Origin of the sequence: Candidatus Methanarcanum hacksteinii (genome assembly GCF_964305265.1) — an archaeon.
In the GTDB taxonomy this organism is placed as follows: domain Archaea; phylum Thermoplasmatota; class Thermoplasmata; order Methanomassiliicoccales; family Methanomethylophilaceae; genus Methanarcanum; species Methanarcanum hacksteinii.
On the sequence record NZ_CAYATA010000002.1, the window covers coordinates 317490 to 341697 of the forward strand.

The 24208-nt window shown below is 46.7% G+C and carries 25 protein-coding genes; 9 read left to right on the plus strand and 16 right to left on the minus strand.

Annotated features, from left to right (window positions below; genetic code table 11):
* Nucleotides 1–24: 24 nt before the first annotated feature.
* The 10 genes from ACI2NF_RS02510 to ACI2NF_RS02555 form a co-directional block, all read right to left on the minus strand.
* Nucleotides 25–1248, minus strand: coding sequence for an ATP-binding protein (locus tag ACI2NF_RS02510; protein WP_400211025.1), 1224 nt, complete (start codon nucleotides 1246–1248; stop codon nucleotides 25–27).
* Between the two features lie 88 nt (nucleotides 1249–1336).
* On the minus strand, nucleotides 1337–2413 hold the full coding sequence (locus tag ACI2NF_RS02515) for a glycosyltransferase family 4 protein (protein WP_400211026.1): 1077 nt from the start codon (nucleotides 2411–2413) through the stop codon (nucleotides 1337–1339).
* Entirely contained in the window at nucleotides 2410–2988 is a 579-nt protein-coding gene (locus ACI2NF_RS02520) for a hypothetical protein (protein WP_177972013.1), read from the minus strand. Before ACI2NF_RS02520 ends, ACI2NF_RS02515 begins: the two co-directional genes overlap by 4 nt.
* Nucleotides 2978–4132, minus strand: coding sequence for a glycosyltransferase (locus tag ACI2NF_RS02525; RefSeq protein ID WP_400211027.1), 1155 nt, complete (start codon nucleotides 4130–4132; stop codon nucleotides 2978–2980). Before ACI2NF_RS02525 ends, ACI2NF_RS02520 begins: the two co-directional genes overlap by 11 nt.
* A gap of 27 nt (nucleotides 4133–4159) precedes the next feature.
* On the minus strand, nucleotides 4160–5188 hold the full coding sequence (locus ACI2NF_RS02530) for a 60S ribosomal export protein NMD3 (RefSeq protein WP_400151126.1): 1029 nt from the start codon (nucleotides 5186–5188) through the stop codon (nucleotides 4160–4162).
* Entirely contained in the window at nucleotides 5185–5478 is a 294-nt protein-coding gene (locus ACI2NF_RS02535; RefSeq protein ID WP_400150055.1) for a DUF424 domain-containing protein, read from the minus strand. The genes ACI2NF_RS02530 and ACI2NF_RS02535 overlap by 4 nt, the downstream gene beginning before the upstream one ends.
* Nucleotides 5475–8048 carry an ATP-binding protein gene (locus ACI2NF_RS02540; protein WP_400211028.1) on the minus strand — a complete coding sequence of 858 codons (2574 nt, stop codon included), beginning with the start codon at nucleotides 8046–8048 and terminating at the stop codon, nucleotides 5475–5477. Before ACI2NF_RS02540 ends, ACI2NF_RS02535 begins: the two co-directional genes overlap by 4 nt.
* The gene (locus ACI2NF_RS02545; protein WP_400150059.1) at nucleotides 8045–8296 is read right to left on the minus strand and encodes a hypothetical protein; all 252 of its coding nucleotides are present in this window, start codon (nucleotides 8294–8296) and stop codon (nucleotides 8045–8047) included. The genes ACI2NF_RS02540 and ACI2NF_RS02545 overlap by 4 nt, the downstream gene beginning before the upstream one ends.
* Before the next feature lie 126 nt (nucleotides 8297–8422).
* Complete coding sequence (locus ACI2NF_RS02550; RefSeq protein ID WP_400152847.1) at nucleotides 8423–8938, minus strand: DUF367 family protein; 516 nt, start codon at nucleotides 8936–8938, stop codon at nucleotides 8423–8425.
* Nucleotides 8935–9405, minus strand: coding sequence for a low molecular weight phosphatase family protein (locus ACI2NF_RS02555; protein ID WP_400211029.1), 471 nt, complete (start codon nucleotides 9403–9405; stop codon nucleotides 8935–8937). The genes ACI2NF_RS02550 and ACI2NF_RS02555 overlap by 4 nt, the downstream gene beginning before the upstream one ends.
* Before the next feature lie 198 nt (nucleotides 9406–9603).
* On the opposite strand from ACI2NF_RS02555, the gene hxlA reads away from it, so the two are divergent.
* Complete coding sequence (hxlA, locus tag ACI2NF_RS02560) at nucleotides 9604–10896, plus strand: 3-hexulose-6-phosphate synthase (RefSeq protein WP_177972007.1); 1293 nt, start codon at nucleotides 9604–9606, stop codon at nucleotides 10894–10896.
* A 9-nt stretch (nucleotides 10897–10905) separates the two neighbouring features.
* Here the strand turns inward: hxlA and ACI2NF_RS02565 are convergent, their stop codons facing one another.
* The 3 genes from ACI2NF_RS02565 to ACI2NF_RS02575 are packed head-to-tail and all read right to left on the minus strand — an operon-like array spanning nucleotide 10906 to nucleotide 13471.
* Nucleotides 10906–11847, minus strand: a complete 942-nt coding sequence (locus tag ACI2NF_RS02565; RefSeq protein ID WP_400150060.1) for a M48 family metalloprotease — start codon at nucleotides 11845–11847, stop codon at nucleotides 10906–10908.
* Nucleotides 11848–11857: 10 nt separating this feature from the next.
* Nucleotides 11858–12598: an MBL fold metallo-hydrolase gene (locus ACI2NF_RS02570; RefSeq protein ID WP_400150062.1), complete on the minus strand. Its 741-nt coding sequence runs from the start codon at nucleotides 12596–12598 to the stop codon at nucleotides 11858–11860.
* A 36-nt stretch (nucleotides 12599–12634) separates the two neighbouring features.
* Nucleotides 12635–13471 carry a TatD family hydrolase gene (locus tag ACI2NF_RS02575; RefSeq protein ID WP_400150064.1) on the minus strand — a complete coding sequence of 279 codons (837 nt, stop codon included), beginning with the start codon at nucleotides 13469–13471 and terminating at the stop codon, nucleotides 12635–12637.
* A 52-nt stretch (nucleotides 13472–13523) separates the two neighbouring features.
* Here ACI2NF_RS02575 and priS point away from each other — a divergent pair, with 52 nt between their 5' ends.
* Entirely contained in the window at nucleotides 13524–14747 is a 1224-nt protein-coding gene (priS, locus tag ACI2NF_RS02580; protein ID WP_400211030.1) for a DNA primase catalytic subunit PriS, read from the plus strand.
* Nucleotides 14748–14767: 20 nt separating this feature from the next.
* On the opposite strand, the gene ACI2NF_RS02585 is transcribed toward priS, so the two are convergent.
* Nucleotides 14768–16117, minus strand: coding sequence for an ATP-binding protein (locus ACI2NF_RS02585; protein ID WP_400211031.1), 1350 nt, complete (start codon nucleotides 16115–16117; stop codon nucleotides 14768–14770).
* A 370-nt stretch (nucleotides 16118–16487) separates the two neighbouring features.
* On the opposite strand from ACI2NF_RS02585, the gene rpl18a reads away from it, so the two are divergent.
* From rpl18a to ACI2NF_RS02610, 5 genes are read left to right on the plus strand one after another with little or no spacing between them, the layout of a single operon-like run.
* Nucleotides 16488–16718, plus strand: a complete 231-nt coding sequence (rpl18a, locus tag ACI2NF_RS02590; RefSeq protein ID WP_177972001.1) for a 50S ribosomal protein L18Ae — start codon at nucleotides 16488–16490, stop codon at nucleotides 16716–16718.
* Between the two features lie 2 nt (nucleotides 16719–16720).
* Nucleotides 16721–17137: a prefoldin subunit alpha gene (gene pfdA, locus ACI2NF_RS02595; RefSeq protein WP_177972000.1), complete on the plus strand. Its 417-nt coding sequence runs from the start codon at nucleotides 16721–16723 to the stop codon at nucleotides 17135–17137.
* Nucleotides 17138–17145: 8 nt separating this feature from the next.
* Nucleotides 17146–18297, plus strand: a complete 1152-nt coding sequence (gene ftsY / locus ACI2NF_RS02600) for a signal recognition particle-docking protein FtsY (protein WP_400211032.1) — start codon at nucleotides 17146–17148, stop codon at nucleotides 18295–18297.
* A 27-nt stretch (nucleotides 18298–18324) separates the two neighbouring features.
* Nucleotides 18325–19647, plus strand: a complete 1323-nt coding sequence (locus ACI2NF_RS02605) for a tRNA(Ile)(2)-agmatinylcytidine synthase (protein WP_400201671.1) — start codon at nucleotides 18325–18327, stop codon at nucleotides 19645–19647.
* Between the two features lie 49 nt (nucleotides 19648–19696).
* On the plus strand, nucleotides 19697–20875 hold the full coding sequence (locus ACI2NF_RS02610) for a thiolase family protein (protein WP_400150387.1): 1179 nt from the start codon (nucleotides 19697–19699) through the stop codon (nucleotides 20873–20875).
* 30 nt (nucleotides 20876–20905) lie between these two features.
* Here the strand turns inward: ACI2NF_RS02610 and ACI2NF_RS02615 are convergent, their stop codons facing one another.
* A complete protein-coding gene (locus ACI2NF_RS02615; RefSeq protein ID WP_400211033.1) occupies nucleotides 20906–21172 on the minus strand; it encodes a hypothetical protein in 267 nt (88 codons plus the stop codon).
* 356 nt (nucleotides 21173–21528) lie between these two features.
* On the opposite strand from ACI2NF_RS02615, the gene ACI2NF_RS02620 reads away from it, so the two are divergent.
* Nucleotides 21529–22785, plus strand: a complete 1257-nt coding sequence (locus ACI2NF_RS02620; RefSeq protein ID WP_400149208.1) for a Cdc6/Cdc18 family protein — start codon at nucleotides 21529–21531, stop codon at nucleotides 22783–22785.
* A gap of 33 nt (nucleotides 22786–22818) precedes the next feature.
* Here the strand turns inward: ACI2NF_RS02620 and ACI2NF_RS02625 are convergent, their stop codons facing one another.
* Nucleotides 22819–23622, minus strand: coding sequence for a S26 family signal peptidase (locus ACI2NF_RS02625; RefSeq protein ID WP_400211034.1), 804 nt, complete (start codon nucleotides 23620–23622; stop codon nucleotides 22819–22821).
* Between the two features lie 52 nt (nucleotides 23623–23674).
* Here ACI2NF_RS02625 and ACI2NF_RS02630 point away from each other — a divergent pair, with 52 nt between their 5' ends.
* A complete protein-coding gene (locus tag ACI2NF_RS02630; protein WP_177971993.1) occupies nucleotides 23675–24136 on the plus strand; it encodes a deoxycytidylate deaminase in 462 nt (153 codons plus the stop codon).
* The last annotated feature ends 72 nt before the right edge of the window (nucleotides 24137–24208 follow it).

The window sequence follows — 24208 nt, forward strand, 5'->3', positions numbered from 1 at the left end:
AATTCCTGAAATGTCAAAGTATGTCTACGTCAAAAAGATATCCTTCCTCCCTTCGAGGAAATCGATCAGGTTGATGTGCGTGATCCCATCGCGGGACATGTCCAATCTATCCAGGGAGATGACATATTTCGGAGATGCGTCACGGACCGAATCGAATGCTCCGAACTCTCTCTTGGAGGTCGCTTCATCCACTATCAGATATGCGACCTGGATGAAACATTTCCTACCTCCTGAAACAACAACGAAATCGATCTCACCATTGTACTTCTTGCCAACGTACACATCGTATCCTCTGCCGATCAATTCCAGATAGACCAGATTCTCAAGGAAATATCCATTCTGGATGTCGACGGTATTGGTCATGATGTATCTCAGACCGTTATCAAGAGCGTAATTCTTAGGTTTCGATGACAGGACCGCCTTTCCCGAGATGTCGTAGATGCTGACCCTTTTCAGAAGATATGCTTCCTCCATATAGTTCAGATAATTGTGGATGGATTGTATCGATATCTCGATCCCCTCATTCTTCTTCAGGTATGATGAGATGGTCCTTGCGGAGAAATCGTTACCGCAGTTCGCAAGGACGAAGGAAGCTATCCTCTTGAACTTGTCAATATCAATATCTGGATGACGTCCCCTTATGTCCTTCTCAACGACCGACTGATAGAGCTCATCTAGGAATCTATGTGCCGTGGATTCGTTGCCCATCTGGAATCTTTGCGGATATCCGCCTAATTTAATGTAATCTGTGATGAAATCGTCTGGGATGGAACCATCGATCATTGTAACATATTCCTTCGATTCGGAGTATGAGAATGGAAGGACCTCGAACTGCATTGTCCTCCCTGTGATCATTGACGCCAATTCTCCAGAGAGCATCCTGCTGTTACTTCCGGTGACGAATATGGAACAATCTGTAGTCGCCTTGATCGAGGCAAGGGCCTTGGCGAAATCCTTCACGTATTGTATCTCATCGAGGAAGAGGTAGTACTTTCCATCCATCGCCATCTGTTTGCGTACATACTCATCGAGATCCTTGGCATCTTTTATGAAATCGAACCTCAGGTCCTCGAAATTGATCTGAATCTTGTGGTCATCGTCTGCATCGATCTCATCGCATATCATCGAGAGTATGACCGATTTACCAGAACGCCTTGGCCCCATTATCACCTTGATTATGTCCACATCATACAACGGGCGTATCCTCTCGAGATATCTCTCCCTCGGGATCGTGTTGTCCGATCTCATGAATTCAAATCGGATTGCTACTAAATATACTTTGACAAAACAGGAAAAATTCCTGAAATGTCAAAGTTGAATGGACACATACTTCAGATCATTGGTCCAGGACTTTCCTGTAGACTTCCTCGATGACATCAACAGTTGCAGTGACATTCTGTTTCATGGCGATGGCACGCGCGTTCCTGCCCAGTTTGTGACGAAGAGGGTCATTCGACAGTGCACTGTTAATCGCATCCGCAAGATCGAAGGAATCCTTTGGCTTGACATACAATCCTCCATCCTGCACAGTCATCGGAAGACCGTCGACATTCGTACATATGACCGGTTTACCGTACGACAGGATCTCCAACGCCGCAAGACCATAGGATTCATACAATGAAGGCATCACGAAGAGTTTGCAACGACTCATGTAATGATCCTTCTCCTCTTCGCTGACCCATCCTTTCAACTCCACCTTGTCGGACACGCCGTAACGTTCTATTTTCTTCTTCAAACGTTCCATATCCGGTCCTTTTCCGCAGATGATCAGTTTCGTATCCACATCCTGCATGGCCTTGACAAGATAGTCCAATCCTTTGGTACGGACCAATCTCCCCACGTACAGGATGAAATCATCCTCCTCGCCTGTGATCTCTGGATATCTATCCAGACATGGTGTCGCGGTTGTGACCTTATCACTGGGGAACCCCCTTCCGATGAGGTCACTGCGCACATAGTCGCTCACGGAGATTATGTGATCGAATGTATCCAACGTCCTCTTGAACAGCCTATCAGATATCACCGATGCGTAATGTTGCAATCCTACACCCTCGCCCCACATGTTGTGGAAGGTGAACACCTTCTTTCCAGCGTATCTCCTCATATCCTTACTGTATGACGGAGCCCATCTGTAATTGAAATTGACTATGTCGGCATCTATCTCGTTCAGGGTCTCGAGGAGACCTGTGGACGATATGTACGGAGGATTGTACAGATTGATGAATTTGGATGGTAATCTGACTATCTTGTATCCATATTCCGACACCTCATTCAATTCCGTGCCTTCCAGCTGACCCGTCACTATGGTGACATCGTGTCCTCTGGAGACCATCTCCTTAGCTATCAGATGCATCCTGTGCTCTATCCCTCCGACGAAAGGATAGAAGAACGGATTGACGTCCACTACTTTCATTGCGACAGACCCTCTCTTTTCTTCTTGCGGTAGGCCATGAAAAGGCTCACCGCCATGACGATTATTATCATCACTATGGATAATACTTCAGCCTGCGGACCCGAGAAGAATGCGAAGAAGAAGTTGGCGAACAACAGGATCGCACCATACTTCAACACATATCCCAAGATGAGATAGAACCATGCCCTCTTGATCTCCCATGATTCTATCAGGCTTATGAATGCCCCTGTGAATGGCATCACAGGTGCTACACGATTGACCAATATCATCCGTTCATCGTTCAATATCAGGAATTTGGAATATTTATCTGCGACGGACCTTATCCTCTCAGGCACACGTATGCGTTCCACCACCAGGTATAGAGATGTCACACCGGCGAATTCCGCCACAGCACCCACCAATAACAGTATCATCCCCCAGTACGGGGTAGGATCGTACATGAAACTCAGGATGAAGAATACCTCTGGCAGAGTGGGGAATATGAGCGAATCTATGTAGAACAATAGGAAGATGAACACCAGGATGCCGATGTATCCGTATGGTCCGAACACACCATACAACCAGTCACCTATCATCCTTCTCCCCCTTCTTCGCTGCTATTACATCATCATAGAGCGATGACATCCTCTCCATGAATCTCGGGACCGAGAAATCCGAAGCGGTCTCCATGGCCTTGGATCTCATGACATCATCAGCCTTCAATCCCAATCTCAATTTCTCGATGCAATCATCGACATCGTCATCGAAAAGGTAACCATTCTGACCATCGACGACATAATCCTCCAACGCCCTTGCCCTTGCGCATACGACAGGAAGGCCGCAGGACATCGCTTCGATTGCCGATAGACACTGTGTCTCGAATCTCGAGGCCACGGCGAAGACGTCCGATGCCGTATAGTACATCACGACCTCCTCATCAGGAGCGAATCCGGCGAATATCACCCTGTCAGAGATGTTCAATTCCTCGGATAATGCCCTCAGCGAATCGGTCGCAGGACCCTTGCCGACGATCAGAAGGACGACATCGTCATCCAATCCCTTCATCGCACGGACCAACATGTCGATGTTCTTCTCGAATGATACGCGACAGAGACTCAATACTATCCTCTTATCCTGAAGACCGAACCTCTCCCTTATCACAGAACCGTCAACATCCGGCCTGAATCTATTACCGTCGATAGGCGTTGGTATCACCCTGATATCGGATACCTTCACGCCCCTCTCGATCAATTCCCTCTTGGTGGATTCGGATGGCGCTACGATGGCATCCACCCACCTGGTGAGATAACCGATGTACTTCCACACCAACTTATCTGCCAATCTCGGCGGGATCCTGATCGGCGAATAGTACTTGACCGTATCACCGACCATCGTATGGAATGTCATCACCACCGGTATCCCAAGCTTATGTGCCGCTACGATGCCCTTCAAGGCCATCACGGCAACGCCCTGTATGTGCACGACATCAGGGGATATGTCCCTGAGGACACGTTTAGCATGTGATGGATATATCGGGATGAAATAACCCGGATAGCTCTTGAACGATACCGATCTGAAGTAATGGACTCCCTCGATACGTTCGTCATCATTCCCGGGATCGGGTGCGACGATATCCGTCTCGACGCCGTGATCCCTGAGTATCCCGTTCACAGTATCTATGCTAGCCACGACACCGTCACGGGTCGGATGGTAACTGTCGGTAACAATAGCTATCTTCATTTGGGATCCCGTTCACATAACATCGATTCAAGGAACGAAGAGCAATTCCTCCTCGACCTCAATGACCTTCACGGATTCGCCTATCTCCGCGCCCTTCGGTATACGGAGATCCACGGTAGAATAGGTCCTTGGATGCAGTACCTGTATCTCATCGCCTGACCTCGAGACGACCACAGCATCCGAGAGTTCCGATCCTTTGAACATTATCCTTATGTCCGAGAGTTCCGACCTCTTTATAGGCATGTCGCGGAATGTGGATAGGTCCATTATCCTTCCACCGGATTTGTTCACTGAGATCAATTTGTATGGTTTATCATTATAATGCAGTATATCCCCGACGTGATATGCCGGCAACCTGACGAGGAATGTCACACGGTACATCTCCTGTCCGTCGGATGTCTGACCAACCAGGGAGGACGATTCCTTCACCTCCGCGCCATATCTATCCGCAAGGTCCTTCGTAAGGGATTTCCCCATGGATGTGGATGACAGATAGAAGTCTATCCCTCCGATAGCTTTCTGTATCTTGGTTATGAAGAGGTCGCGGTTGTTCTTCGCATAGTCATCGACGGTTCTGCTGACCCATCTCACCACCTCGTCCCTCAGATCGTCTGGTAGATTCTTGTCACCGCTGCGCAGCTGCAATATCGATTCATAATAGCTACCTAACTGCCTTGAGCATCTCTTGCATACGCCGTTCTTCAGACGGACGATGACACTGCTCTCATCCGAGACCCTTATCCCTCCGACATCGAGATCGAACTGTGCATGTACGACGAACGTCCTCTCATCCTGTCTCTCCACCATGGGTCCGATCGAGATCAGTTTCGCTTCTGGGATAAGTTTCGCTGTAGACAATGCGATATCGATTATGGCATCATCCTGATTCTTCCTCACCCACTGATCGGCTACCATGAACTCATTGCAGTTCGCGCATCTTATCAGATCGACGTGATGGGGCATGACGACCAGTTTCCTTCCGTCGAGGAAACATCTGATGCAGAGACCGTCCACGGTCTCCACGCCCTCCTCACCGCATTTCACGCAGAAACTCATCCCTTCACTACCTGTGCATGTTTTGTCTCGCCTATCTGGAGGACACAGTTCTCATCCACATGGCCGTTCTCTACTGCCAATGCGATCGTCCTCTCTCCGACGAGATTCATTATGGTGACCGATCTCATTCTCTCGATGAACACTTCCTCGGGGACCAACTCTCCATTGTAGAAATCTTCCGATACGGTGATCCTCATCCCGTCGCCCTTGAATGTCTTGCCGATGACCTCTTCATCACATGCTGCTAGGATGATGTCGTCACGGCCTTTGTGCATACGTACGTATATCATACCCTCATCCACCTTCCTTTACTCTCGATGATGAAATTGTTGTCATGCATCTCCTCGATCACGTGATCTATGTCGAACATGCTCTCCTTGTTGAACATGATGATTATGTCATCCCTGGATAGACCGCTATCGCCGGCGTCATCCAATGCCTTCAGGATCTGATCGTACAATCCGCGCTTCGTATCCCTATCGCGCTTGCTGAAACTGGAACCCATCCTGTCGAAGTCCCATGAACCGTCATCGGTCTTTGCGACTCCGTCCATGTAGTATTTCACAAGATTGATCGCTCTGGTGACATCCCTCTCATCCACAATAGGGCTCAATCTTGTCTTCGCGGATGCTTCCGAGAGACGGACATAGGCCTCCAATTGCCTTGCGGTGATTGGGACGGATGCGTTATCTCCCTCTCCCGTCTTACGTATGCTCAGGTACTCGCCTTCGATGAGTTCCATGGCCTCATCCGTCATTATCGGGAAACAGATCTGTTTGGCGTATGAGACGTATTTCCTTATTATCTCCATGTCATAGATCGGCTTATGGTCCTCCGTATCCTTGAGCACGGCTTCCTTGTTGACACCGCCGACCTCCTCTTCCTTCATCGCCCTAGCCTGACCTCTCCTGTGTCCTTTCAGAACGAATGTGGATAATTTCTTATCGTATTCCTCTCTGGGCTTGTCGGTGAGCACGAATATGAGATCGAAACGTGACATCAATGCTGGTGGCAGATCGATCTGACCCACGATCTTCTCGGTCATGTCGAATCTTCCGTATTTGGGGTTGGCCGCTGCGAGCAATGAGCATCTGCTCTGAAGTGTCGCGGTGATACCTGCCTTCGCGATGGATATCCTCTGCGATTCCATCGCCTCGTGCAATGATGACCTATCTTGAGGCGTCATCTTATCCAACTCATCGATACAAGCCAATCCTTTATCCGCAAGGACCAGTGCACCTGCCTCCAGTGTCCATCTCCCGTCCCCGAAATCATCCTTGACCGCCGCTGCGGTGTTGTGGATGACGAATCCGTTACCGACGAATGAGTGCGATGGTGTTACGGTGAGATCGTACACATACTCTGGAAGATCATCTGTCAGGATCTCTATCTCCGTTATTGGGAAGAAGCGCATATTCTCCATGACCATGGAGGCCATATCCCCGACATTGAGTTCGGAAGCGGCGACCCAATCGAATGTCGGACCCCTCATGGCCTGTATCTTCGTCTCCGCCGTGAGTATGAGGGACATGCCCCCCGCTGAGATCCTATACAACCTCTCAGGGGTCTTGATCCTCCAGATGTACTCTATCGGAAGGTATCTGACAGACCCTAGATCGCCTATGGATTGTATCGACCAATCATCGACTGCCTGCCTCCATATCCCTGGGCGGTATTCCTCGGGGGCATCCATCCTGGCGTTCACATAGTCGCCTATGGTGGATCTCTCACCCTTGTCATTGATCAATATCGTATCCGCTCCGACGCATAGACCGGCCGCGGATGCGGACTTTCCTGAAGCATATATCCCTCTTGGGGCCAAACGTGACATGTACGATAGGATCTGCGATTTTGCGACACCGGGGTCACCCATCATCAGGATGTGGATATCCCCTCTTGTCGTCGTCCCGTCATCCATCTCCTTGTGCGTACCGCCGAACAGTTGCAATGCGACGGCCTGTTTGACCTCCTCCAATCCGAAGATCGACGGTGCGATGGATTTGACGAGATTGTTGAAGAACTCCGGATCCCTCGCCATCTCAAGGATCCTCTCCTCATCCTCATCGGTGATCTCGATCTCATCATACTCCTCTTGGGAGAATTCCACGGAGATTATCTCCATGTATGTGTCGAAGACCGTTGATTTATCACGGTCGCTTTTCTCTACTGGTCTGATGATTCCGTTCAATGTGACCCTGTTACCAGGGGTGACCTTGCCGGAGATATCATCCTCGATGTAACCGGACATCCTCTCGGGTTGTGCACCGCCCCTCAATCCCTCCGGATTCTCCTGTATCTCGATCTTCTGCGTATCGGAGAACACGGATGCTTCCTCATCCAATATGAATCTCAATGCGCTCTTGTTGCATCCCTCATTCGGACACATCAACGGTTCTGTTGCATACATCCCCTTCTGAGGCGTCCATATCTCCGCGTTACATTTGGCGCATCTGTAGAGGGCATTGGTCATCTTGAGCTTGGGCAATGTGGCTTTCCTTACGAGACCGTCGACGGCAACGAGTCTGTTGAGATGTTTGGACCTGAGCTCACGTACCTCCACGTGCGCATCCTTCGGAAGCGTATCTATCCTGAGGTTGATATCGTTGGCAGGATCCCATGTCGCTGGTAACCTGGACCTTATGGCCTTCTCACCCAATCTTATGCATCTGTCGGGTTTGTTGAGCAGATATATCGCAAAATCCGAGTTGTAATAATCGATATCCGTATACGGGACGTACAGACTCTTCTTGTCCTGGTAATTGTCCTGTATCTCAGCCAATTTGAGACGATACGTATCACTGCTCAGTATATCGTCCCAGAATTTCAGTATATCCTCATCTTGGAATGTCGTAACCGTCATCTTACATTCACCTTCATAGGGTCCTTGGATCTGCATTCGTCATCGACCCACCAGATCCATCCCCCTTTCTCCATCGATACCTCGCCCTTGACCAGACCCGATTGTTTCAATTTGGTCATCGTCTTTGCAAAATCATCAGGACAGTGATAATCGAAGATATCCGCCAATCTCGTTTCGACATCTCTTGTGGACAATCTCTCATCTCCGAAGACCGCCCAGATATAACGGACCACCTCTTCTATCATCATATGCCTAACTCCTATCCGTATTATCATAAAATAAAGTACCGCACAGTCCCTGCCATGGATCACATGTATACGAACATGGGGATCGCATGTGAATCACAGGATTCTGAAGCGGTTCCGTGGGATACATCACCCGTTCCTTATAGAATCGATGTACTCGTTCTGGATGCGGACCACCTCTGTGCTGTCCTTTGCTGATGAGTACTCCTCCAAAAGCTCTCCGTTGAGCCTCATGAACTCGGGTGCCCAATTGAATCTCCCAAGGAAGGTCTCCGCCTGTTCCCTCTCGCCAAGAATGAACAATGATGCCATGACCGCCTCTGCCGAATTGAGCTCCATCGGTCTGCCCCAATTGATCGGATTGGATGCGAGCATATAGGGAAGTGCACGATCATTCGTACCTTTGGGCCTTGGGAACTCATCTATATTGGTCCATGTGAGGTCCATGACGACCAATCCATGCCTGGCATATTTGATGTCATCAGGGGATAACGCCTTCTCGGCGAAGGGTGAAAGCACTATCGAACCCTTAGGTATCGCATGGAGCGTCTTAGCCTCCTTGGCAAGTCCGAACTTCAGCATACGCTTGGCCGTACACTTCTTGGGATCGCATTGATTCTTATCGTATACGAAGACAGGTATCATACGACCATCGTCTTGAGTGCTTCAGGGTCTGCGAATGTACTCTTACACCATTCGCCGACATCCTCCACGAGTTGCTTTATGCACTCATACAGCTCCACATCGTCGGTAGCCTTCTCAAAATTCTCCTTCCTGCCGAAATCGTGAAGGATCTGAGGTGCCTTGAATGGGATATCGTCCTTGACCCTGTCATATGTCGACTTCTCCAGGAATATGACATAATCGAATCCCTTAGGAAGATCCTCATGACCGAAATCCATCGATGTGTAGGATCTGATATCATACCCCAACTGATACATGACGGATATGAGCTCACAGTCCACACAATCGGATTTGGGGCCTGCACTACTTACCTCGTAAAGATCACCGTACATCTCCTTGACGAAATATTCTGCGATATTGGATTGGAGATCGTTGTTCTCATCTACGAATAGCAATCTTATCTTCGGTGCGGACTTCCTCTTGAACATATGATCGAGTCGGACGATGAACAGGATACTTTAATAAATGTTCGACCCGCTCTCTGAGATACCGCGATGATGATCGTTTTTCGAGCTGAGGATGATGAGAGACGGGCGAGCTGAGCGGCGATCCTCATTATGATATCACTTGTGATTCGTCATACGACGTAGCAAACGTACTTACATAATCGATTCAATCGCGACAGCATGTGGCCCGTATTGCAAGTTGCATTGGATTTCATGCAATTGAAGAGGAGCACAGGCATCTGTCAAGAAGCCGTCGAAGGCGGTGCGGATTGGATAGAGGTCGGAACCCCCCTTCTGAAGAGTGAAGGTACTGAAGCGATCCGTACATTCAGGAAGCTCTACCCTGGGAAGAAGATAATAGCGGACACCAAGACCATGGATACAGGCGGTTTCGAAGTTGAGATAGCCGCCAAATCAGGTGCGGACATCATCACCATCCTTGGATTGGCAGATGATTCCACCATATCCGAAGCGGTCATGGCCGCAAGGAAGTATGGTGCTGAGGTGGAGATCGATATGATCAATGTCGCCGACAAGGTGAAGAGATCCATCGAGGTCGAGAAACTCGGCGTATCATACATATGTCTCCACATGGGCATCGATCAGCAGATGAAGGGTGATGAACCCCCGATCGATACTTTGAAGAAAGTGGTCGAGAGCACGAACATACCTATAGCAGTGGCAGGCGGCATCACAGCCGAGAATGCAGGCGATTACGTCAAAGCAGGTGCATCCATTGTCATCGTCGGCGGAGGCATAACCAAAGCCACGGACATCAGGGCATCCGCGAAGGCATTGAAGGATGCCATGAACGGTGTGGACGTCAAGACCGATCTCGCGAAGAAATACAGTGAGGATAATCTCTTCGAGGCGTTCTCAAGAGTCTCCACATGCAACATCTCCGATGCATTCCACAAACAGGGCATAGTGTTAGGTCTCACACCTTACATCAAGCACAAGCAGAAGATGATCGGTCGTGCATTGACCGTACAAACTACGAACGGCGATTGGGCCAAACCTGTGGAAGCGATCGACCATGTGAAGAAAGGGGATGTCATCGTAGTGGATGTAGGCGGTGCACCCGTTGCCGTATGGGGAGAGCTCGCATCCAATTCCGCGATGATCATGGGAGCGAACGGTATCGTCATCGACGGAGCGATCAGGGATATCGACGACATATTGGATCTCGGATTCCCCGCTTTCGCGAGATCATGCGTACCGAACGCCGGTGAACCCAAAGGATACGGGGGCATAGGCATCGAGATCAAGATCGGCGGTCAGGTCGTGAGGACAGGCGATTGGATCATCGGTGATGAGAACGGACTCATAGTCGTACCTAAGGAGAAGGCCGTGGAGGTCGCCAACAGAGCATTGGCGGTACACGAGAATGAGAATAGGACGAGAGAGGAGATCCGCAGAGGATCCACCCTCTCTAAAGTAAATGAATTATGTAAATGGGAACCTGTGAAGTGAGATATCACTTCACTGTCCCATCTTTTTTGCAAGCTCAGTGAGCCTTGCTACCCTGCTCTCAGTGGAAGGGTGCGTGCTGAACATCGATTCCAATATGCCCTTCTTCTTGAGGGGGTTGGATATCCACATGTGCGCATAGTTGCGGTTGGTGCAGATGTTCAATGTGGCATCAGGCGTGTTCCTGTCCTTCCTAGCCATATCCTCGAGGGTATAGCTCTGAACCGTGGCATCGTTCTGCCTCTCGAGATGCTGGAGTGCCCTTGCCAATGCCATCGGGTCATTGATCAACCTCGCACCGGATTCATCGGCAAGAAATTCACGGTTCCTTGAGATTCCCAATTGGATCAACAACGCAGCGAAGGGAACGACTATCTGTGCAGCTAAGGCTGCCAACATTATCATCCCGCGGTTCTCGCTGTCCCTGCTGAATATCGCAGCATACCATGCCATCTGCGAGACGTATGATATCACGATGGAGATGGCTGATGCGATCCCCATGACAAGGATATCCCTGTTCCTCACGTGTGACATCTCGTGTGCGAGTACGCCTCTCAACTCATCATCTGGAAGGAGATCGAGTATACCGCTCGTTGCCACGACCGCGGCATTCTCAGGATTCCTACCTGTAGCGAATGCATTGGCGACCGGGGTGTATGATATACCTACCTCCGGCATCGGTAGTCCAGATTTCTGTGCGAGCTCCGCCACCATGTCGTAGAGACGAGGGTTGTCCTCTCTTCTTATTATCCTGACCTTGTTAGCCTTCAACGCCATCTGTTTCGAATTATAATAGGAGAAGAAACAGATGAAGAGCGATATCGCAAGGAACGCAAGACTCCAATAGATGAAATTGGAGTTGAAGATGAACCCTACCAATGCTCCCACCGCCATGAGGAGGAGCGAGAGGTAAACGAACATCATTATTGTCCTGAACCACCAAACGGCTTTCATTTTTCATACCTCATAAATCATAACTTATGGAATCGCCGACGAAGAGATCGTGAACGTTGTTGAGTCCGAAGTGTGTCCTCATGTACACTATGCCCTTAGGTGTAGCACAGTGATTGATATGGAGTTCTGATACCCCATGTGCGGATATCGCTTCGGATACTGGATCCACGGTCTTCTGTTTCGCCTTCGGGAGATGGACCCCTCCCACCATGGAATAGGCCTGCCTACCGTATCTCTCCTTCACGGCATCGAGGGGTGCATCGACCCCGCAATGATAACAGGACGATAATATCACGGGACCGTTCCTCGACCTCAATATGGGGAAGAACTCCTGTACATCCCCGAATGGACCGATGACATCAAGATGATCGCTCAATGAGATATCGCCATCCATATGGATCAGGTTCATCTTCGACTCCACCTCCTGACCGACGGACCTTCCGAGGAATCCTTTGATACCTTCGAAATATCCGTTGACATAGACGTCGAGCGTTCCATCCCTGGCTTCGATAAGGGATTTCAGGCCTCCGACATTCGATCTATGGTTGTGTGAAATCACCACTCTATCGATGTCATCAGGTTTCACCTTCATGAAACTGAGATTATGCAGGAGATACCTACCACGCATACCTGTATCGAAAAGGGTCTTCTGACCATCCACGTCGATCAACATGGACAGACCGTGAGCTCCGATGAACGAGGTGTTCACCTTAGCACCGTTGTCATAAACGCAGATGATCTTAGCTTTCATGGGGAGGTGAATCACCCCATGTGAATTAAATATTCCCTAGTGCCGCCTCTCATAGAGTGAACGAGGGATGTCCTCACATATCCTGTACACATTCTCCTCCGTGAGTTCTCCGGATTGAAGATATCCATTGATCCTCTTCGGAACGGTGGTTATGGACATGAATGAACCTGGTCTCTGAGGGTCATCGATATAATCGGTCTCCAACATGAATCTATCATTCTTCATGATCGCTTCCTTTATCGATGTCCTGGATGCGGGTATCGACGGCATTATCCCCAGATTCTCATCGTCGGTGACCATCGGTGGTGATGAGTGCTTTATGACCATCCCTCTATCCAACCCAGCCTCATCAGCTATCTGAGCCAGACTCTGGAATGTCCCAGCTTCCGATTCGCAATGTATCATCACCGGACAATCCAATTCCCTGGCGAGTTCCATGCCTCTCAGCAATATCCTGTTGGATGATTCGATGATGCTCTGATCATCCACAGGGAAATGAGGCCTCCCGATCTCTCCCAATGCATTGGCCTTCCCTTCGGATACCAATCTCGCTGCGAGTTCTATGCCCTCGATCATCATATCCTCCGCCCTCTCTAGACCGAAGCGTTCCTTCAGCCATAACAATGATACGGGATACGGTCCGACAGCGACATTGACCTTCAGATCTGTGGATTCCCTCACCTTCTCCGCCATGGAGAGGGTGATCTCATACGTCCTGAGGAAATCGGAACCCTCGGATATCTCCACGAACTCAGTGAACGGTAATGTCACGAGGGTCATACCTTTGCCCCCAGCTTTCTGGAATTGCTTTGCAGCCTCCACATTGAGTCCTGATGGGGACAGATGCAGGTGGTCATCGTATATCGGGATCATCAAGGACCGCATCGTTCAAAATCTAGTTATAACTATGTAGTGATTGGTACCCATGGACCAGAACTCGCGTTTCCTCCTGAAGATGTTCAGAAGGTACTACAAGGAGAACGAGATGCCGATGCCTAGCAGATTCGGCAGAAGAGAGTTCGGATTCATGTATTTCGACAGGGACTTCATGCAAAGACACATGTCCTTCTCCAACCCGACGGAGATGCGCAAATTCATGATCGCACAGGTCCCTAAGCACAGTTACTATTCCACCGCATACTATCGCAGACCTAACGCACCCACAATGGAAGAGAAGGGATGGATGGGTGCGGATCTGATATTCGATCTCGATGCCGACCACTTGGAAGGCGCGGAGGACATGTCATACAGTCAGATGATGGATCAGATCAAGAAGGAGATGATCAATCTTCTCGATTCCTTCCTTTACAACGACCTTGGATTCGATGAGAAGGATGTTGGCATCTATTTCTCTGGAGGAAGAGGATATCACGCACATATCGAATTGAATGACGTGACAGGATTGGGTTCCCACGAGAGGAGGGAGATCGTGGATTTCGTCACATCCAATGGATTGGATATCGACAGGGTGTTCCGTCAGGAGAATGTGGTGAGATCCGTTGTCAACGTCAAAGGACAGGAGAGGAACAACATCTCTACATTCCGTACGATACCCCCTGAGGATTCGGGAGGATGGTGGTTACGCATGAGGAATGGCCTGAAGGATGTCGTGAATGATGTGTGTGACCAAGATACGAAGGATCTGAAGAGAACCTATCCGTCGATCAAATCGATGTCTCCCAAAACTATAGAGTCCTATAGAGATGACCTCATTAAATCCAGAGATGTCATATTCGTAAATAACAGGATGGCTACCTTGAAGAAAGGTACGCAGGATATGCTCATCAAGATCATGAAGGAGGATGTCGCATACCGTCTCTCGGGTGAGGTCGATGAACCTGTCACAGCCGATATCAAAAGACTCATTCGTCTTCCTGGCTCGTTGCATGGAAAGACAGGACTCAAGGTCATGCCCATCACAAGGGATGAGTTGAACGGATTCGATCCTCTCATGGATGCATTACCCGAATCATACACATCCGACCCCATAACTGTGAATGTGAAGAGAAAGACCGACATCAAGATCAATGGTGAGAGATTCGATCTCGACATCGGCGTTACCGAGGTACCCGAATACGCCGCAGTATTCCTTGTAGGAAGAAGGATCGCGGACATCGGTGACGGTGAGAAAAACGATTCATTCTTCTGAATTCAAAATAAACTTCAGAATCAATTCCATGTGATGAATGGCATCATGTAGATCGGTACGTACGTCACATCCCCGTCCATTCTGATATCCTTGGAATGGATTACGAAAGACTTCTCGATACGTTCTTCATATCTTTCCATCAATCTGTCCAAAGAAGAATGAGGGGTCGATTTCCCTGATTTGACTTCCATAGGGATGATACCGGATCTCCCAGGGAGGATGAAATCCACTTCATACTTCCTCTTACTCCCTTTCTTCTCGAATTCGGTGAACCACAGATCATATCCTCTGCATACCAACTCTTGTGCTACCATATTCTCGAAGAACATTCCCTTGTTCATTGATAATTTGCCATCCAATAGAAGCCCATAGGTCTCTGCCAAACCTTCTTTACTGTTCTGAAATGCAAGACTTATAAGCAATCCAGTGTCCAGAAGATAATATTTGACCCTTCCTATATCCTCACTCAAGCCTATAGCAACACTAGGATCGGAACTGCAACGACATCTGTTGAATATCATCGCATCGCAAAGCCATTCGACAGCACCATCATAATCTCTTCTCCTCGATCCTTTTTTGACCTTTGTCGGTGACAGCACCTTATGTGGTGATGACAATATTGCTGGAATTCTATTGAATAGACTCAATGCCCTCTTCATAGAAGCACCTGGCATCTTATGGATATCATCACGATAGAGATCGAGGATGTCCCTCTTGATGTATTCCGCTTCCGTCAGATCATGTCTTTCCAAATATGCCGAGACCACTTGTGGCATCCCGCCGATTATCATATATTCAGTATATCTCCTCAACATCGATCTATGAGTATCATCGCCCAAAGGCTCTGACCTATCCATGAATGATCTTAACATATTGGCGGTGACATCGTCACCATTGGCCCAAAGCCATTCCTCGAAATCCATGGGATACATGTCGATCTTATGTTCCTCTGACGGTACTCTTATCCCGACCACTTTAGATCTCACACTTATCAAAGAACCGGTCTCGATGTAATCATATCTCCCATCCTTGACAAGGATTTTGATCATCTCTCTTGCAAGAGGAAATGCTTGGACCTCATCGAATATGATCACACTCTCCCTCTCGTAGAGTTTTATCCCAGTCTTCAGCTGAAGACGATTGAATAGCATGTTCAGATCCGTCCTATATTCAGTGAATATACGACGCATCTCATCATCCGTTTCGACGAAATCTATCAGAATGTAACTCTTGTATTGATCCTTAGCGAACCTCTCGACTATGGTACTCTTACCAACCCTTCTAGCTCCCTGCAACATAAGAGCGGAACGACCTTTGGATATATTCTTCCAATCCAACAGTTCACCATAGATCTTCCTTCTGAATTCCATCGTAATGAACAATACCTCTTCACTATATAAAGATGACAATTTTGCAAACATAATTTTCTGCTAAAATGCCACTTTTGCAAACATAGAATTTCGTTATTTTGCCACTTTTGCAGGTCAACGACATGTACGAATAAACTCAGACTTAAGGCATTTTCATAAGTTCCAGTAACAATGAATGGACCTCGATCTATTCAAGAGAGGATCGAATACTTCATCAGATTCGAAAAGATCACAGAACAAGACCAAAATCCAAGAGGCCATGATATGCTCACAGGTCCTGACATATTCGCTGTTGGAATATCGCATTCTGACGAATCCCCTTACCAAAAGTCTTATTATATAGTTGCAGTTCCCCAATTAGGTAATTAAAATGAAAGGTTTCCGCGTAACAGGTTCCTTCGATGATGTAAGGCAGGGCAAACAGCCTTACAGTGTTGAGATTGCAGCAGAGGATGAAGCTGCAGCAAGAGAGCAAGTCGTCTCCACATTCGGTAGTAAGCACAAAGTGAAGAGATGGCAGATCAGAATCGATGATGTCAAAGAACTCTCGAATGACGAAATCGTCAACCACGTCGTCAAATACAAAGTGACTGGTGAGTGAACATGAATGATGATGAGCTCCGCCAGGCACTCGCAACTCTCGAGACGATGAAAGTCCAACTCGACGCAATGGCGCAGCAGGCTAGATTCTTCCAGCTATCGCTCGAAGAAACGATGAGAGCACACGATACACTGGATGCTTTCGCCAAAGCCAAAGAAGGGGACGAGGTTCTCGTACCTGCAGGAGCGTCATCATTCGTCATCGCAACAGTCACATCCAAAAGGAAGGCAGTCGTCGGGATCGGTAACAAGGTCTCCATCGACATGGACCTCGATGAAGCAGCCAAATACATGGCTGACAGCGCTAACGAGGTCAAAGATGCCATCCAAAAACTCAATGAGAACATGAGGCAGATGGATTCTCAAGCTAGATCTCTCTCAATGAGCATCCAACAGGAATATCAGAGAAGACAGCAGTGAGTGTTCTCATGTTCGACTCCTTGAAAAGCAAACTCAAAGGTATTTTCAAGAAGGCACCAGCAGAGATTGCAGATGTGCCTACAGAGGAACCTTCATCCGTACCTATCGAAGAGAAGAGGGAAGAGACAACACCATCGGTCCCACCGACCGAGGTCCCTCAACCTACGAAGAAGGATGAAGAACCCATCGTAAAAGCTTCTAAGCCTGTCGTAGAACAGGCACCTCCAAAGACTCTTTCGAGAAAAGAGCAGATGAAACTCGAGAAGGAGTCCAAAAAGAAGGGTGTCGTCGATGAGATGCTCACCGACAGTCTTCTCGGTAAGAAGATCAAGGACGAATCATTGGACGATTTCCTTTGGGAATTGGAGATCGCACTCCTTGAGGCGGATGTCGCACTTCCCGTGGTCGAAGAGATCAAAGAAGGCGTCAGAGAGAACCTCATTGGAAAGAAATTCACCCGCGACCATACATTGGAAGAGATCGTCGAACTCTCGATCAAAGATGCGGTAAGAAATGTCCTGAAACTCAATGAGTTCGACTTCGATGCATGGTTCAAGGGACAGGAAAGACCGACTTCGATAATGTTCGTCGGTATCAACGGTACCGGAAAGACCACCGCGATCGCGAAGATCGCTAACCGTCTGATGAAGGACGGATATACAGTAGTGCTTGCTGCAGGGGACACTTTCAGGGCAGGTGCAATCGAACAGTTATCCATCCATGCCGATAAACTCGGTTGTAAGATAGTGAAACATTCACAGGATGCCGATCCAGCTGCTGTTGCGTTCGATGCCATAGAACATGCGAAAGCAAAGAAGAAGGATGCTGTCCTTATCGATACAGCGGGACGTATGCAGACCAACAACAACCTCGTCGATGAGATGAAGAAGATCGTTAGGGTCTCGAAACCTTCCTTGAAGATCTTCGTTGGAGATTCCCTCGCCGGTAATGACGCAGTAGAACAGGCGAAAGCATTCGATCAAGCCATAGGCGTGGATGCCATAATACTCACAAAGATCGATGCCGATTCTAAGGGCGGAGCGGCATTGTCCATCGCTCATACGATCGGAAAACCGATCGCGTTCGTCTGTAACGGACAAGAATATGACGATATCGTCAAATTCAACACAGAATGGATGATCAGCCGTCTTTTCGAATGATACAGATCATCCTGTCAAGAGGATATCATGTTCGTAGCTGTTGATGATACGGATTCTGTAAAAGGCAATTGTACAACATTCTTAGCGACAGAGATCATCAAAGAACTATCCGATCTCGACCTCATTGGTCATCCTCGTTTGGTCCGTCTCAATCCTGCAGTACCATGGAAGACAAGAGGGAATGGATCACTTGTCATGCAATTCGGTCATGGTATTGGTGAGAAGAGATTGATCGGTGAGTTAGATGGCAAGGATTTCTATTGTTATGATGAATGTGATGATTACGAGCCAGATCATCAAAGCATCATGGACAGACTTATCCCTCTCGTGAAAAGATATCACGAGGATGATGCCAACCCAGGGTTGTTCATATCATCCGTTAGACCGGATCCATCATTCTATGAACGCGGTGTGACCACCATAATGGATCGCAAAGAGATCGATGATGAGTTGAGAAGGATCGGTGCTTTGACATTCACCATCGGTAATGGGAGAGGATTGATCGGCAGTACATGCGGATTGGCATGGATACCCAAGGATACGACATTCGAACTCTTGGCATACAGAGAAAGGGACAGATGGGGCACAGCTAGAGTGTTCGATCCCATCTCGATAAGGGATATGGAACATAATTTCCCAACTACATTCAACAGTTGGGAGGATAGGAAGGAGAAAGTAGCGATGGTTCCCGCGACACCATGTCCTGTACTCTACGGTCTGAGAGGTGATGATCTCGATGATGTCATCGCAGCTGCGAACACATTGAGAACGGAGAAACGTTACAGATGGTTCGTATTCCTCACCAATCAAGGAACGGATGATCATCTCCTAAGAGAATATGATGAATTGATACCTAATCAATCATACGTCATCGATGGAACGGTCGTTACGAAGGCCGAACATATCGAGGGTGGACATGTGTTCATCGATATCGATACGAAATACGGAAGGATCACATGCGGAGCATATGAACCATCCAAGGAATTCAGACTCGCTTTCGATCAATTGATCCCAGGAGATGTTATAGAGGTCATGGGCGAATATAGGGAATCGCCTAGGACATTGAATGTCGAGAAATTACATGTGATATCGGTCGTAGACGATTATGAGAAGATATCAAACCCTATCTGCCCCTCATGTGGAAGGAAGATGGATTCCATAGGGAAGGATAGTGGATATCGTTGCAAGAGATGTCACACCAAAGAAAAGAATCCTATAATGAGAAAGAACATCAGATGGATCGTTCCGGGTTGGTACGAACCTCCTACTTGTGCCCGCAGACATCTCTCTAAACCTTTGAAGAGGATGGGATTGATCACACCTGTCGAATTCGTTAATCGTCGTAATTGATAATCGACAATATTATATATTCACATACCTAAAACCATCTCAGATTATCATGGATGAGATCGTTATTCTTAGTGCGAATAGGACTCCTATCGGTAAATTCGGTAAGACCTTGTCTGGAATCAAAGCAACTGATCTTGGTGCACTCGTTGTCAAAGAAGCTGTGAGAAGAGCAGGCATAGAATCGAAAGATGTAGATGAATGCATCATGGGAAATGTCATATCCGCAGGACTTGGACAGAACCCTGCAAGACAGGCCGCTATCGGTGCTGGACTTCCCGTTGAAATCGGTTCATTCACAGTGAACGCGGTCTGCGGTTCAGGAATGAAATCCGTCATGCTTGCGGCAGATGCCATAAAAGCAGGTGAGTATGGCTGTATCGTTGCCGGAGGAATGGAGAGCATGTCACGTGCACCCTACCTCATGCCTGGTGCAAGATTCGGTTACACAATGAACGATCAAGTGGTCAAAGATTCGATGGTCAACGATGGTCTTTGGGATGTATTCAATAATCAACACATGGGAATGACAGGAGAGATCGTTGCTGAGAGATTCAATGTCTCGAGGGAAGATGCAGATCAACTCTCATATGAGAGTCATATGAAAGCTGCAGCCGCGATGAAATCCGGTGCATTCAAGAATGAGATTCTCCCAATTACTGTCAAACAGAAGAAACAGGAGATCATCTTTGACAATGATGAAGGTATCAGAGATGATACGACGGTGGAAGCTCTCGCTAAACTCAGACCAGTATTCAAAGAGAATGGAAGGGTCACAGCAGGAAACTCATCCCAGCTCAGTGATGGTGCATCCGCACTTGTTATATCATCGATGTCCTGGGCCAAGGAACATGGTATCAAACCCCTTGCGACCATAGAGGCCTATGGAGAACGCGGTGTCCTTCCTGAGTACATCATGGAAGCACCGATCCCAACGACAAGACATGTTCTCAAGAAAGCAGGTATGACGATCGATGATATCGATCTCTTCGAGCACAATGAGGCCTTCGCAACAGCATCATGTGCAGTAAAGAAAGAACTGAATGTTCCTGATGAGATCTTCAACGTCAATGGTGGAGCGATCGCCCTTGGACACCCGATCGGATGTTCCGGTGCACGTGTGATCACAACACTCCTCTATGCATTGAAGAACCGCAACAAGGACGTTGGTCTTGGTACATTGTGCCTCGGTGGCGGAAACGCCGTTTCGATGATCATCCGTCGTTGCTAAACAAAGAGGATTGAGGTTCATCCTCAATCTTCATCTTATTTTACTTACAAAGAAGATATTCCCATCATCGGAGAATGTTCCGATGAATTCATGTAACGTCTCATCAGGTCTTACAGATGAGAATGATTTGATCTTACAACCATCTCCATCATTTATGAAGAATATGAATCCAGAATCATTATTCTTGATATCATCAGCAAAACCAGTTACGACCTCCTCATCCTCACCTACATTGAATAATGTGAATATCAAGATCAATCCGATGATCGATATCGACAATACAGAGTATTTATCCATAGATCTATGAAAAAAATCCAGATGATTAATAAAAATCATTACAATTAATCATCTACATGAAATGATAGGGGGACACCCCTATATTTCCACTGGAAATGATTTTCAGCTAAGGCCGATAACATACAATGCTACGACACATGCTGCGATGAGTGCAAGACTCAATCCGACTGTTGCCCAACCAGGATGTTTCATTTGAATTACTCCATTGAGATGAAATGATAATATACTACTCTAATTAAAAAGTATTGAAACAGGATTCTAAGAAATGAATATATGAGTCACATAATAGTCATTATATATTGAATTTCCTTTTATCGGAAATACAGGTTTTACTGGTAAATTTCCGGTGGAATAAGATGAATGATGAAAAAAGTATTAACAAAGAAGAATCGATTTTTGTTCAATATGTTAAGAAAAGAAAAGAATTGATCAAAGATAAAAAGGTTCTTCAGACAACATACCTTCCAGATGAATTGCCTCATAGGAAGGATCAGATCGATAAGATAGCATCAATCATCTCAACTGCTTTGAATGGTGAGAAACCATCGAATATAATGATATATGGAATGACAGGAACAGGAAAGACTGCTGTCATCAATTACATCGGAAAAGAATTGAATAAGATAGATCCGGACAAAGATCATTGTTTCTATCTCTATGTGAATTGTGAGATAATCGATACTGCATATGGTATCCTGTATGATATCGCAAAACAATTCATTGATGATATTAATCAGAAGATTCCTTTCACTGGTTGGAGTTTTGAAAAATTATACAAAGAATTCTATGAGGAGATTGAATCGAGAAGCCGTGTGTTCATCATCATCTTGGATGAGATAGATCATATGATCTCCAAGAAAGGTGACGATATATTCTATTATCTTGCAAAGATAAATGAACATCTTTCAAGATCGAAAGTATCCATCATAGGAATATCTAATAATTCAAAATTTCAAGAGATGCTTGAACCTAAGGCAAAGAGTAGATTCGGAGGAGAGAGTATAATATTCCCTCCATATACGAAGAAGGAATTGGAAGATATCCTATTCGATAGGATAAAGGATGTCTTTGAACCGAATGTTCTTGACGATTCTGTTGTTGAATATTGTGCCGCACTTGCTTCAAGGAATGATGGTGATGCAAGGATGGCTATCGATCTTTTAAGAACTGCAACAGATATCGCTGAAAGAAATGGAGATTCTGAGATCACAACAGCTCATGTGAAATCAGCAAAGAGCAGTATTGAGATCGATGTCGTTGAAGAAAGTATCAAATCCTTAGCTACTCAAACGAAGATTCTTCTTCTAAGTATCATAAAGATAAGTGAAAAGAGTAATGAAATTATTACTACTGGTGATGTCTATAATGAATATAGGGACATCGCGAGTATAATCAATGTACCTATTTTGACTCAAAGAAGGATTGGAGATCTCATCCAAGAATTGGATATGATGGGTCTTATCAATGCAAGTATCAAATCATTAGGTAGGGCTGGAAGGACTAAAGAGATCAAATTGGATATTCAGAAAGAGGTTGTAGAACGTTTCAAGAAGGATTCAATATTCAAAAAATTGGATGATTACAGACCTCCAAATCAAACCAAATTGATGTAAATCGTTTCCAGTGGAAATATAGGGGTGGGGGACTCATCCCTTATTCTTTTCTTTCTTCCATATGTAATAACAATTGGTTATGGTCATCGTCATCAAGAAGAAAAATATCACATCGATTATCGCAACGATGAGACAAGGCAGACTGTTATCAGGTATCTTGCTGGTATTCTTATCATTGAGATATAATTTGATACAACCGAACCAAGGGATTTCTATTCCTGCGATCGCTTTGATATGTGATTGATCGATCAATCCAGAAGTCGAGATCCCTTTGTCTTGATCAAAGTAATAATTATTATCTCCGCTTGTAAGATATCCGCTATGTTTCTCCAAACCATCGAGATTGATCGACGCTGTATATCCTTTCCAACCTAGACCTTCGATGATCAACGTCCCTTTCAGATCGTTATAATCCTTATTAATGCCATTATCATCTTTCCATCTTCCATTGTCAAAATATTTCAATGAAGGTGCGGACCATCTTTCAGAAATGGGATCCCAATCCAACCATAGGATCGCACGATGTATCACAGGATTGCCTTGATCGCGATAATAGATGATGACGTCACCATAGTCTCCGAATTTACTATATCCATTATGATATCCTTCGACGTATGATGTTATCTTTTTCTTATCGGGTTTGACCATTACGACGATATCACCTGTATCGATGACACCGATCTTCGATTCATTATCAGAATGTTGCATACTTCCGGATTCAACCACTGTTAAGGGTTTGTTCATCCCTGAATACAAGAACAATGCACCGAAGACCAACATGAATGTGATGAATAATGCCACCACGATTTTCATGATGTCTGTGATATCCTCGTCCATTGTCGGTGCATGGTACTAAAGATATATAGCATAATTGTGCATTCTTCGTTCCATGAATAGACCGGATAATGATGAATATTTTATGGAGATGGCTTTCCTTGTCTCCAAGAGATCCACTTGTCTTAGAAGAAGGGTGGGAGCTGTCATAGTCCGGGATAAGCATGTCATATCCACAGGATACAACGGTTCTCCCAGGGGGACCAAACACTGTGAGGAACTTGGATGTATAAGACAACAGATGAATATACCATCTGGCACTAGGCATGAATTATGCAGAGGCGTCCATGCTGAACAGAACGCCATAACACAAGCTGCGTATTTCGGCACGTCCGTTGCTAACGCAACGATCTACACAACAACGTTCCCTTGTTCCATGTGCGCCAAGATATTGATCAATGCCGGCATAACCGAAGTTGTCTACGCCGATGGATATGTCGATGACCTATCGAAGAAGCTCTTCGCTGAGACCAATATCAAAGTGAGGGAGTACAAGCTAGACAAAGCTGATGTCTAATTTTTACCCTATAAAGGGGCCATATCCTTTAAGTAATGTCTTCACATACCCCACCACAATTAAGGTCGGGGA